Annotated in this window: 8 protein-coding genes; 4 read left to right on the forward strand and 4 right to left on the reverse strand. The window is 52.6% G+C overall.

From position 1 onward, the window contains the following. Positions 1–88 precede the first annotated feature (88 nt). Positions 89–2,002: a fumarate reductase/succinate dehydrogenase flavoprotein subunit gene (locus tag HHO50_RS14735; RefSeq protein WP_181306831.1), complete on the reverse strand. Its 1,914-nt coding sequence runs from the start codon at positions 2,000–2,002 to the stop codon at positions 89–91. Positions 2,003–2,012: 10 nt separating this feature from the next. Then, positions 2,013–2,702 carry a succinate dehydrogenase cytochrome b subunit gene (locus HHO50_RS14740; RefSeq protein ID WP_181306832.1) on the reverse strand — a complete coding sequence of 230 codons (690 nt, stop codon included), beginning with the start codon at positions 2,700–2,702 and terminating at the stop codon, positions 2,013–2,015. 346 nt (positions 2,703–3,048) lie between these two features. Between HHO50_RS14740 and HHO50_RS14745 the strand changes: the two genes are divergently transcribed. The 3 genes from HHO50_RS14745 (at position 3,049) to HHO50_RS14755 (ending at position 9,129) form a co-directional block, all read left to right on the forward strand. Next, the gene (locus HHO50_RS14745) at positions 3,049–5,817 is read left to right on the forward strand and encodes a gliding motility-associated C-terminal domain-containing protein (protein WP_181306833.1); all 2,769 of its coding nucleotides are present in this window, start codon (positions 3,049–3,051) and stop codon (positions 5,815–5,817) included. Between the two features lie 485 nt (positions 5,818–6,302). Further along, complete coding sequence (gene fabD / locus HHO50_RS14750; RefSeq protein WP_181306834.1) at positions 6,303–7,178, forward strand: ACP S-malonyltransferase; 876 nt, start codon at positions 6,303–6,305, stop codon at positions 7,176–7,178. Positions 7,179–7,230: 52 nt separating this feature from the next. Beyond that, positions 7,231–9,129 carry a nucleoside-diphosphate sugar epimerase/dehydratase gene (locus HHO50_RS14755; protein WP_181306835.1) on the forward strand — a complete coding sequence of 633 codons (1,899 nt, stop codon included), beginning with the start codon at positions 7,231–7,233 and terminating at the stop codon, positions 9,127–9,129. Between the two features lie 503 nt (positions 9,130–9,632). Here the strand turns inward: HHO50_RS14755 and folK are convergent. Both folK and HHO50_RS14765 read right to left on the reverse strand, forming a co-directional pair. Then, positions 9,633–10,118: a 2-amino-4-hydroxy-6-hydroxymethyldihydropteridine diphosphokinase gene (folK, locus tag HHO50_RS14760; RefSeq protein WP_181306836.1), complete on the reverse strand. Its 486-nt coding sequence runs from the start codon at positions 10,116–10,118 to the stop codon at positions 9,633–9,635. Beyond that, positions 10,118–10,975: a S9 family peptidase gene (locus HHO50_RS14765; protein ID WP_181306837.1), complete on the reverse strand. Its 858-nt coding sequence runs from the start codon at positions 10,973–10,975 to the stop codon at positions 10,118–10,120. The genes folK and HHO50_RS14765 overlap by 1 nt, the downstream gene beginning before the upstream one ends. A gap of 271 nt (positions 10,976–11,246) precedes the next feature. Between HHO50_RS14765 and HHO50_RS14770 the strand changes: the two genes are divergently transcribed. Next, positions 11,247–12,224: a polyprenyl synthetase family protein gene (locus HHO50_RS14770; RefSeq protein ID WP_181306838.1), complete on the forward strand. Its 978-nt coding sequence runs from the start codon at positions 11,247–11,249 to the stop codon at positions 12,222–12,224. Positions 12,225–12,254: the final 30 nt, after the last annotated feature.

A 12,254-nucleotide genomic window follows, 5' to 3' on the forward strand; every position in this document is an offset into this window, starting at 1 on the left:
AGAATCTGGAATTAGGAATGGAAGAAAGAGGAGCAACTCAAACAGCTTACTGGAGTTTATCTCCTAATTCTTAATTCCTAATTCTTAATTATTTGTAGCTTCTTTGCGTCAGTTTCACGTTCTCGAACGTCAGCTCCTCTTTGTGCAGCACAGACGGTTGGTTAGTACCGGTGTACTCCCAGGCCGCTACGTACGTGTAGTTCTCATCGTCGCGAAGGGCTTCGTTCTCTGGGGTCTGGTATTCCTCGCGGAAGTGCCCCCCACAGGATTCGTTGCGGTTCAGGGCGTCGTCTACCATCAGTTCACCCAATTCCAGGAAGTCGGCCACGCGGCCGGCTTTCTCCAGGGTGATGTTCAACTCTTCGTTCACGCCCAAGATTTTTACGTCCCGCCAGAACTCATCGCGCAGCTTTCTGATTTCCTGTTTGGCGTACTGCAGGCCTTCGGCGTTACGGGCCATGCCGCAGTAATCCCACATTAAAAGACCAAGAGCCTTGTGGAAGTCATCTACCGTTCTGGTGCCGTTGATGCTCAACAAACGGTTCACATCGGCCTGCACTTTCGCTTCGGCCTCTTGGAAGGCCGGGTGGCTGGTTTCAACTCTGGTGGTTGGGTTCTGGGCCAGGTAGTCCCCAATGGTGTAAGGAATCACGAAATACCCATCGGCTAGACCTTGCATCAAAGCCGAGGCTCCCAAGCGGTTGGCACCGTGGTCAGAGAAGTTACACTCGCCGGTGGCGTACAAACCTGGCACGGTAGTCATGAGGTTGTAATCCACCCAAAGTCCACCCATGGTATAGTGCACCGCCGGGTAAATGCGCATGGGTTGCTCGTAGGGGTTCTCGCCGGTGATCTTGGCGTACATGTCAAAGAGGTTCCCGTATTTCTGGCTGATCTTATCTAAGCCTTCGCGTTTGATGGCATCAGCAAAGTCAAGGTAAACGGCCAGTTTGGTGGTTCCCACGCCGCGTCCTTCGTCACAGGCCAGTTTGGCGTTACGGGAAGCCACATCGCGCGGCACCAGGTTACCGAAGGAAGGGTATTTGCGCTCCAGGAAGTAGTCACGCTCGTCTTCGGGGATTTGGCCGGGGGCACGATTGTCGCCTACGGCTTTAGGCACCCAAACCCGGCCATCGTTCCGCAGGGACTCAGACATCAGCGTGAGCTTAGACTGATAGCCGCCCGATACCGGAATACAGGTGGGGTGAATCTGGGTAAAGCAAGGGTTCGCGAACAAGGCACCTTTCTTGTGGGCTCTCCAGATAGCCGTGGTGTTGGAACCCATGGCGTTGGTGGAAAGGAAGAACACGTTACCATAGCCACCAGTGGCCAGAATTACGGCGTGGGCGCTGTGTGACTCAATTTTGCCAGTGATCAGGTGACGGGTCACGATACCGCGGGCTTTGCCGTCTACCATTACCAGATCCAGCATCTCGGTACGCGGGTACATCTTCACTTTCCCGTAGGCAATCTGACGGTTGAGGGCAGAGTAGGCACCTAACAATAGCTGCTGACCGGTTTGGCCCCGGGCGTAGAACGTCCGGCTTACCTGCGCACCTCCGAAGGAACGGTTCGCCAGTAAGCCGCCGTACTCACGGGCGAAAGGAACGCCTTGCGCCACGCACTGGTCAATGATGTTCACGCTCACCTGGGCCAGACGGTACACGTTGGCTTCGCGGGCGCGGTAGTCACCGCCTTTGATGGTGTCATAGAACAACCGGTACACGCTGTCACCGTCGTTCTGGTAGTTTTTGGCGGCGTTGATACCTCCCTGCGCGGCGATGGAGTGGGCCCGACGCGGGCTATCTTGGTAGCAGAATGCCTTTACGTTGTACCCAAGTTCGGCAAGGGTAGCAGCGGCAGAAGCCCCGGCCAGGCCGGTACCTACCACAATGATATCGTATTTCCGCTTGTTAGCCGGGTTCACCAGCTTCACGTTGAATTTATGCTTCTCCCATTTCTCGGCCAGTGGCCCCTCGGGAATCTTAGAATCTAAAATCATAGCGTATTGCTTAGTTCAGAAAGCTTTGAATAAAAAAGTAGAGCGGCATGGAGGCAAAGCCGGCCGGTACTACAATAGAGAAGAACGCCCCAAACTTCTGGATGGCCGGCGTGTACTTTTTGTGGTTTAACCCCAACGTGTGGAAAGCGCTGGAGAAACCGTGGTACAGGTGATAGCCAAGGGCAATCTGACCCAACACATAGATCAACACATACCACCACAAATGGAAAGACTGCACTACTACTGAGTACAGGTCATCATACTCCGTTCCTTCAATCGGAATCATGTTGGGTTCGCCAAAACGGGCGCGCCAGAAGAAATTGTACAAGTGAATGATGAGGAACACCAGAATAACGGTGCCCAATAAGCCCATGTTGCGGGATGACCAGTTGCTGTTGTCCTGCGGGCGGTTGTAGGCATAGGCTACTGGTCTTACGCTCTTGTTGCGGCGGGTAAGCACCAAGGCCTCATAGATGTGGAAGAGAAAGCCCAGCAGCAGCACAATCTCCATGGTACGGATGATTGGGTTGGTAGCCATGAAATGGGAGTAGATGTTGAAGGAAGCTCCTCCATCACCTTTGAACAATTGCAGGTTGCCCACCAAGTGCACCACTAAAAAAGAGCAGAGAAACAGACCTGTCACGGCCACCAGAAGTTTCCGGCCAATGCTACTGGTAAACGTTTTAGAAAACCAACTCATTTTGTTGTGTTAAGGTTGAGAAATAAGGTGTGTAAAGGAATGGTAAATCTTTTCAAAGGTACATGCCGCGGCTTTCTCAAGCAATTGTGCCCTCTATTTTAAACAATTCTAAATTAAGTCGCAAAAGAAGCCCTTTGGGTTCTATAAATCTCTGTTTTCAGCCTGTTTTTTGAAATATAGCCTATTAACAATAATACACACGGCTAATTACAACAGAGGCCCTCTGTTTTCGTTATAGCCATAAACCCGTACCTATATTGCCATGGTGCAATGGATTTGTTTAAATCTTGCCATGGTCAATCTATAGATTCTTCTATCTTTGTTTTTGCATGCAAACTGCTACTATATGCCTCTAATTTTACGGAAAGCATGGGCCTTCCTGTTGTTGCTGTGTGGGCTGTTTCTTTTTTCTCTGGTGACCTCGTCAAAGGTGCAAGCCACGCACTTGCGCGCCGGAAACATCTACGTGAAAAGTGATACCACCGCAGCCCGCAACCCCCTCCGGTTCTTCTTTACGTTAGTGACCTTCAGTGTGGCCCCGCCACCTTTTGAAGACTTAGAGGCCACACTGTATTTTGGGGACTGTACCTTCAGTACGCCCTCGCCCAGAGAGTCAAGAACTTTGCTGCAGAACGGTCAGAACAATACCTTCGTGAACATTTACCGCTTTGAGCATATCTATTCGGGGCCGGGTACCTTTACTGTGACGTTTGTGGGAGAAAACAGGAACGGAGGCATTGTCAATCTCTCTAATTCTGTTCAACAGACCTTCCTTTTACAAAGTACCTTTACCATAGACCCGCTGCTGGGCATTAACTCTTCCCCTATTTTACAGTATCCGCCGGTAGACGTGGCCGTGCGTAACCAAGTCTTCGTGCATAATCCGGCAGCCTATGATGCAGATGGAGACAGCCTTTCTTTCAAAATGCTGGAGCCACGGGTCATTGGCTCAAATGATGCCTGCGGCAATCCCGTAGGCAGAACCGCTCCCGGGTACAGGGGGCTGGAGAACTTTTTGGGCAGAACGGAAGCTACCAGACCCGTTGGACTGACGCTAGACCGATACACCGGGCAATTGACTTGGAATACCCCTGGCGTACTGGGGGAATTCAATATTGCCTTTGTGGTGGAGGAATGGCGGAATGGCCGCTTGATTGGGCAGGTCATCAGGGACATGCAGATCTTTGTGCGGGAAGACCCCAACTTACCGCCGGTCATCACCGCGCCTAGGGATACGTGCGTGGTGGCGGGAACATTATTGCGCGATACGGTCACGGTGACTGATCCCAACCGCGATCCGGTTGTCCTTACGGCCCTTGGCAGTATGCTGCCCCCAGTCTCAAATAAGGCAAGTTTTACGCTGGCAAATGACACCACCGGTATCTTTACCTGGCAAACGGCCTGCCAGGATGTGCGGCGGGAGCCGTATCAGGTAGTATTCCGGGCCGAGGATAGGCCACCTAGCGGTAGACTCAGATTGGTGGACTTGCAGCCTTGGCGTATTACCGTGGTAGGCCCACCACCGGTGCTGGTCTCGGCCGTGCCGCAGTCCAGTAGTAGTATCAGGCTCAACTGGAGCGCCTATACCTGCCCCAATGCCTCTACCATGTACATTTACCGGCGCGAAGGGCCTTCAGACTTTGTACCCGATGCTTGTGAGACCGGTATTCCAAAATCTGCCGGTTATATATTGATAGGGCAGGTAAGTGCGGGGGTAGTGACGTTCCTGGACAACAACAACGGACAGGGGCTGGCACGGAACAAAACCTACTGCTACCGCATCTACGCCGGATTCCCGGAGCCGAGCGGAGGGGAAAGTATTGCCTCTAATGAAGTGTGCGCCACCCTGGAGTCTATTTCCATCACCAAAGTAAGCGTCACCGAAACCAGCACCGCCACCGGTAAAATAAGGGTAGAGTGGAGCAAGCCCCGCCCTGCCAACGTAGCCCAGTTGACCGCACCCTTCCTGTACCGCCTGGTTCGGGTGGAAGGCCAGAACCGGAGCGCCACCGCTGCTTTCGCGCCGGTACCAGGGTATACCTTCACCGGCCTGAATGATACGGTGTTCACCGACAATAACCTGAACACCGAAGACACCTCTTACACCTACCGGGTGGAGTTCTACCATTCAGGAACGGGCGGAAGCCCAACCGTACTGGTAGATTCCTCCTCGGCTTCCAGTGTGCGCTTATCTGGTAGGGCCAATGGCGCGGTCATGGAACTGAACTGGACGTACAATGTGCCCTGGAACAACGCCAGCACCACTGCCACCCCCGCAGCAGAACGTAGATACCACGTGATCTGGCTTGACCCCGATGGTGACCGCGTCTTTACCCGGCATGACAGCGTACTGGCTACCGCCACCTCGGGTACGTTCAGCAAAGAGGTGCCGCTCATTCCCGGAAACCAGTACAGAGTGTATGTGCAAACCAATGGCACTTTTGATAACCCGTTCTTACCTGATCCAATCCTGAACAACAGCCAGGAGATCAGTATTGTCCGGCCGTGCGTGCCGGTGCTGGAAATTGACGAGTTGGTGTGTAATGAAGACTTTAGGCCTACTCCGCCGCCGTTCTCCAATACATTAAGGTGGTCTCTGCCCCCCGGCTGCAACCCCGCCACCATTGACTTCTTTACCTTATATTATAGAGAGACCGATGAAGGGGAGTTTGTGGAGATTGGCACGGTAGACAATACGGGTCAGCAGGTGTACCAGTTCATTCACCAAAACTTGCCCTCCTACGCCGGTTGTTACGTGGTGACCGCCACCGGACTAGATGGGGTAGAAGGGGAGCGAAGCAACATCGTCTGCAAAGACAACTGTATTGTGTTCTCCTTGCCCAACATCTTCACGCCCAACGGCGATGACAAAAACGACACCTTTACGCCTCAGCAGGGGCCAACCTTTATCAAAACAGCTACGTTGCGGGTGTTTAACCGTTGGGGCAACAAAGTGTTTGAAGGCAGCGGTGACCCAGGGTTGAACTGGCGCGGCGTAGACAACAGCGGAAAAGCCCTTTCTGAAGGCACCTACTTCTACCAGGTTGAAGTAGAATTCTTCGGCAGGGTACCAGATGTCCGGACGTTTAAAGGCTGGGTTGAGATTGTCAGGTAAACTCTGAATTATCTTACTAGCCTTCCGCAGAGAGGAGAATCCCGCTGATGCGTTTTAAGGCTGTTTTGCGGAAAACGAGCCCCAAACGCCGAAACCGGGTAAATTGAATTCCGGTAGAGATCAGGCGCCGCCTTGTCCCGGGCACGCATTGCTTCCTGCCACTTTTTTTCCTGCAAGGGCAGGCATCATCCTTCCTTTTGCCCGGCGTTTAAGGGCTAATTTCGGGAAAACAGGCGCAAAACGGAGAACCCTGTGAGGTCTCCAAGACCTCACAGGGTTGGATTCTACTGGCGCGAGACTCCAGACTAGCCGGGAACCACCGGCAGGATGGCGGAACATGAATTATCTTACCAGATGTGAAGAATGGTGGCTGTTTCTAGGAATGGGCACCATTTTTATATCTTTGCGCTTATTGAACTCCAAACGAACGGTTTTTAGCCTGTTTTTCAGAAATCGGGCTGAAAACAACACTAATACGTTAACGCATGAAAGCATATGTTTTTCCGGGCCAGGGCGCTCAGTTTGTAGGAATGGGCAAAGACCTGTATGAGCAACACCAGGCGGCCAAAGACCTTTTTGAAAGAGCCAATGAGATTCTGGGGTTCCGCATCACAGACATCATGTTCTCCGGAACGGAAGAACAGTTAAAAGAAACCAAAGTCACGCAACCGGCTATCTTCCTGCACTCGGTGATTCAGGCGGCGGTGGCCGAAGATTTTACCCCGGAGATGGTAGCCGGACACTCTCTGGGAGAATTCTCTGCCTTGGTAGCAAACAAAGTGCTGGCTTTTGAAGATGCGCTACGGTTGGTGTCTAAAAGAGCCTTGGCCATGCAGGCGGCCTGCGAAGAACAGCCTTCTACCATGGCGGCCATTTTAGGCTTGGAAGACGAAAAAGTAGAGCAAATCTGCGCGGAGATTCCTGAGGTGGTGGTAGCGGCCAATTACAACTGCCCTGGTCAATTGGTGATCTCGGGGTCTGTAGCCGGGGTAGAAGAAGCTTGCGAGCGCATGAAGGCAGCCGGGGCCAAGCGGGCTTTGGTGCTTCCGGTAGGCGGGGCGTTCCATTCGCCGTTGATGAAATCGGCGGAGGCCGAGTTGGAGGAGGCGATTATGAATACAAAGTTCCGGAAAGGAATCTGTCCGGTGTACCAAAACGTAGATGCTAGACCGCACCTTGACCCGCAGGAAATTCAGCAGAACCTCATCAAGCAGTTGACCGCCCCCGTGCGCTGGACGCAGTCTGTGCAGCAGATGCTTGCCGACGGAGCCACGCTGTTCATGGAGTGTGGGCCCGGCAAAGTGCTACAGGGCTTGGTGAAAAAGATAGACAAAACCGCCGAAGTAGGGCAGGTAAGCTAAACAGAACGCCGGAACAAATTTAGTTAGTAAGCACCTTTTGTAGATGGGGCACATGCAGCAGTTATTCAAACAGAAAATGCCCAGACAACTGGTGTTTGGGATAGATATCTGTTTATGTGCCCTGTCTTTTTTTATCGCGTACCTGCTGCGCTTTAATTTCGACCTGAGAAAGTACACCGAGCTGTCGGTGACCCAGATGCTGCCGATTGTGCTGGCCGTGCGGGCCGCCGCCTTTTATTACGGCAGAACCTACGCCGGCATTCTCCGCTACACCAGCCTGGAAGACCTCCGCAAATTGTTTCTTGCCCTTACCGCCAGTTCTTTCCTGTTGGTTATGGCGCAGCTGGTGTACAACAAAGTCTTCGGGTTCCAGAATTTTATTCCCATCTCGGTTCTCCTGATTGATTATCTGGGCTGCATTCTGGCCCTGTCTCTGTTTAGGGGCTGGACTAAGATTGTGCACTATGAGTGGAGCCATGCCAGTTCCCACAAGGTGAACGTCGTGATTTTCGGGGCCGGTGAGGTAGGGAGCATCACCCTGGAAACGCTGCAGCAGGACATGGGAACCTACTACCATTTCGTTTCCTTTCTGGACGATGATGCCCGCAAACAGAATCTGGTCATCAACGGGGTTCCCATTCAACGCCCGGCCCAGGACTTGGTCAATCAGCTTACCAATTTGCACATTGATTTGCTTATTGTGGCGGTGCAGCAGCTTCCTATTGCCAGAAGAAGGCAGCTGGTGGATGCGTGTCTGAATGCGGGTGTGCAGGTGCTGGTAGTGCCGCCCGTCTATAAATGGATCAACGGCGAACTCAGCTTTAAACAGATCAGGGAAGTACGCATTGAAGATGTGTTAGGCCGCCCCTCTGAAGAGATTGATTCTCCCTTGTTGCACCGTGAACTCCAGAACCGAACCATTCTGGTCACCGGGGCGGCGGGCTCCATTGGCAGCGAACTGGTGCGGCAACTCATTAAATTCAAGCCCAAACAACTCATTCTGTTAGATCAGGCCGAGTCTTCCTTGTATGACATGGAGCTGGAACTGACGGAACTCTACGTGAAGCTGAACTTTGAGGTGGTGCTGGGGGATATCTGCAACCAAGCCAGAATGGATGCGGTGTTCAGAAGTTTCCGTCCGGAGATGGTGTTCCATTGCGCCGCGTACAAGCACGTACCCGTGATGGAAGAGAACCCGACTGAGTCGCTGAACACCAACATAGCGGGCACTAAAATACTGGCAGACTTGGCCGTGAAATACCAGACCCAGAAGTTCGTGCTTCTTTCCACGGACAAAGCGGTGAACCCCACCAGCGTGATGGGTGCTTCTAAAAGGCTCTGCGAAATGTACGTGCAGGCCATGGATCATTACCTCCGCGATTCTGGAAACAAACGCACCCGTTTTATCACCACACGTTTCGGGAATGTGTTGGGCAGCACCGGCTCGGTTATCCCCCGTTTTCGGAAGCAAATGGAGGAGGGCGGCCCTTTAACCGTGACCCACCCAGATATTTCCCGTTTCTTCATGTCCATCAGGGAAGCCTGCCAGTTGGTATTGGAGGCCGCTGCCATGGGAACCGGTGGCGAAATCTACATTTTTGACATGGGCGATTCCATCAAGATTGTAGACTTGGCCAAGAAAATGATCAAGCTCTCCGGCTTAACCCTGGGCAAAGACATTCAACTGATTTATACCGGTCTGCGCCCCGGCGAGAAACTGGAAGAAGAACTTTTCCACGAAAATGAATCGGTGCAGACCACGGCGCACCCTAAAATAAGACTTGCCAACCTGCCTAGCGCGCACAGCGAAAAAGTACTCCAGGAGATTCAGGTGCTCATTGATTTGTTTACCTCGCAAAACAACGTGGAGGTGATCAAGAAAATGAAACAGTTGGTGCCGGAGTATGTGAGTCAGAATTCGGTGTATCAGAAGTTTGATGTAAGAAAGTAAGCGGGCTTTGTGCACGCCTTTTGTTTTTGCTGGCGTGGTAGCTGTTTGATGCGGTGCCCATATGCTTGGTTGTTGCATGGTTTCCCTCCGTGCGCTCACGGCCGCGAGGCCCCGTCTTCCCCTCGCGCACTGCCCTTTCGGCCTGAGAAGGTATTCGCTCTTAGCTGATGCCTGTCTATGGCCAAAAGCGAGGCACGCTCAGGAAAGACTGGAAAGGAGAAAGTAGCAATAGCTATATCTGTCAGTTCAGTACTTCTGCTTCTAAACTTCTGCCTTCTAAAACAGATACTCCCCTTTGAAGGGGGGCGAAGGGGGATGTTTACACCTGTCGGTCACACGCATTTCTACAACAGCACCTCCCTCCGCAAAACCGCCTGCTCAAAAGACCTCGCAGCGTCTTCAGACCTGCGAGCGTCTGTGCCAATGACGTTTCCCGCCTCTTTTTCTAAAATCAGCCTCAAATGTCCAAATAGACATATTCTCTCAACCATTCAATCTCTCATTCACTCACTAAACTCCTTCACTTCCAGTTCATCCGGGCACTCTGCCAATAGTTCTGCAATAGTTTTCTGGAGAACTGGATGAATAAATTCAGGTGCTACTTCAGCCAAGGGCGTTAACGTGAACCGCCGAAGATGTAGCTGCGGATGGGGAAGATGCAGGTGCGGGGTTTCAAGTATCTCTTGGCCATAAAACAGCAAGTCAATGTCAATGACCCTGGCCCCCCAACGCTCTTTCCTGATGCGCCCCAGTTCCTGTTCAATCTGTTGGGTAAGGGCCAGCACAACCTTGGGCGAGAGACTGGTGTCAAATACCAGGACTTGGTTCAGAAACGAAGGTTGATTGGTAAGGCCCCAGGCGGCGGTTTCGTAGAATTTTGATTTTAGGGCTGTTTTCCCGAAAACAGCCGCTAAACGGGTAGTGGCTTCGGTTAAATAGAAAACCCGGTCGCCCAGGTTACTGCCCAGCAATACGTAGAGTTTTGGCATTACAGACGCTCCAGGGCTTGCTGGAAGAAGTGGATGGTTTTATCTGCCGCGGCTTTGGCCAAGGCCGGAAGTTTGGGCTGGGCATACGGATGGCGACCGCCGAAGGAGTGGTCGCCTTCTGGGAGCAGGTACAATTCGGCGAAGGGATTGAGGGCGTGCAGGTCATGGGCCATCTGTACCGGCAGCGTCTCGTCTTTCTCGCCGTGCAGAATGAGCAGCGGAATGCTTAGTTTCTCTACGGCCTTCGGAATGTCTAACCGGTTTCTGTTCGCCTGGAAATTCTCTGCCAACTGGTAATACAGCGGCATCTGTTGGCCGGTGCGAACGTTGGAGATGTACTGCACGCCGTCCTGTTTCCAGCGTTCCATCACCTCGGGTGACCACCGTTGGTCTATGTCACTGATGGCCGACCACGTGGCTACGCCGGTGACGTGGGCGGCTTCGGCGGCTTTCAACAGCACCAATCCGCCGCCCCGGCTGTGGCCAATCAGGAAAATGTAGTCTGCGTTGAGTTCTTCCGCCGGAATCTCAGCCGGGCTGTTTTTCAGATACTCCAGCAGCGTGCCTACATCGTCTAGCTCAATGCAGAAGTTGTTGTTCCCGAAGGCTTCCAGATTGGTGAGGTCAGTGCCGTCTGGTTCCACGCCGTTGTGCGAAAGGTTGAGTTTCACGAACACAAACCCGTGCCGGGCAAAATAGTCGGCGAGCAGGTTGAAATGGCCCCAATCCTTGAACCCTTTGAACCCATGCACAAACACCACCACCGGTTTGGGGTGCCCGTCTGCCAGCCATCTGGCATCTACCGCGAAGTCCCGGCCGTGCGGGGAGGAGAGAAGAAAGTCTGCCCGTTGTATCATAAGCGCAAATATCTTAAAAAAGGCAGGAAAGTAATGCGGGAATAAGAGCATGTTTAAATTTTGGATTCGTAAGCGAAAATGGTAAGAGTAAGGTTCTGCGGAAGTGGTTTTAGAGCCTCGTAGCAGCGCTACGAAGGTGAGAAAAGCGCGAACGCAGGTTCTTGCTATGGCCATTTGCAGCACGAAGGACAAAGTTTAAACATGCTCTAAGAGTAAAACCAGAATCGGCGTTTGGTTCTGAGGGCGCATCCTCGTAATATTGCGAACCAAGATGAGTAGCCCTTTAGACCAGATACAGGCCCCGATTGCCGTAGAGATGCAGGAATTCGAAAAGAAATTCCGTCAGTCTATGCAATCAAACGTGCTGCTGCTGGATAAAATCATGGGCTACATTGTGAAACGGAAGGGGAAGCAGATGCGCCCCATGTTCGTTTTCTTCATGGCCAAGCTCATTCAGGAGCAAATCCCGGACGCCACGTACCGGGGCGCTGCCCTCATTGAACTGCTGCACACCGCCACCCTGGTGCACGACGACGTGGTAGACGACTCCAACTACCGCCGCGGTTTCTTCTCCGTTAATGCCCTCTGGAAAAACAAAATTGCCGTGCTGGTAGGTGATTACCTGCTTTCCAAAGGCCTGCTGCTTTCCCTCAATAATGATGATTTCGGGTTACTAAAGATTGTGAGCAACGCCGTGCGCGAGATGAGCGAAGGCGAGTTGTTGCAGATGGAAAAAGCCCGCCGCCTGGACATTACCGAGGCCGTGTATTTTGACATCATTCGGCAGAAAACCGCCTCCCTCATTGCTTCCTGCTGCGCCGTAGGTGTGTCCTCCGTGGGTGCCGATGTTGAGGTGGTAGAACGGGCACGTTTGTTCGGGGAGAAAGTAGGGCTGGCTTTCCAGATTAAAGACGATTTATTTGATTACGGCACCGCCGAAATTGGCAAGCCCGTGGGCATTGACATCAAAGAGAAGAAGATGACGCTGCCCCTCATCTACGCCCTTCAGCAAGCCGACTGGCTCACCAAACGCCGCGTCATCTACAACGTCAAAAATAACAACGGCAAAGCCGACAAAATCAACGCGGTCATTGACTTCGTAAAAAAGTCAGGTGGCTTGGAGTACTCCATTCAGTGCATGAACAACCTCCACGCCGAGGCCCTTCAGCTCCTGCACACCTTCCCCGCCTCCCCTTCCCGTGACTCGCTGGAGCAACTGATTCGCTATACTATTGAGCGGGAGAAGTAATTAGCTTTCCGTTTTTGGGCTGATTTTAAG

Source organism: Rufibacter sp. XAAS-G3-1 (assembly GCF_013623775.1).
GTDB lineage: Bacteria > Bacteroidota > Bacteroidia > Cytophagales > Hymenobacteraceae > Nibribacter.